Below are 293 nucleotides of genomic sequence, written 5' to 3'. Positions count from 1 at the left end.
CCCCAAGGCGATCTGTGACCGTATCATCGTCAATCCAACCGATGACTATTTGCGTGATAATCCTGACGCACTTCCAGTCTGGGTTGAGCAGCGTGGGTTCAAGGAAATCGACGGCTACACAGTCGGCGGCAAGTTTGACATTGTCATCGACAAGCGTTTGTTTGACATCAAGTCAACGTCTGTCTGGGCTTACATCTTTGGTTCCAGAGATGAAGACCATAGCCGACAGGGTTCCATCTATCGCTGGCTTTTCCCTGAAAAGATCGATGACGATTTCGTCTACATCAACTACA

General features: G+C 48.8%; 1 protein-coding gene. It reads left to right on the top strand.

The window, feature by feature from the left end; all coding sequences use genetic code 11:
• The coding region (locus Q5762_RS37840; protein WP_315896845.1) for a hypothetical protein at positions 1–293 on the top strand (293 nt) is incomplete at both ends.

The organism is Streptomyces sp. P9(2023) (assembly GCF_032436795.1).
GTDB lineage: Bacteria > Actinomycetota > Actinomycetes > Streptomycetales > Streptomycetaceae > Streptomyces.
This window is presented reverse-complemented; position numbering and strand designations above follow the sequence as displayed.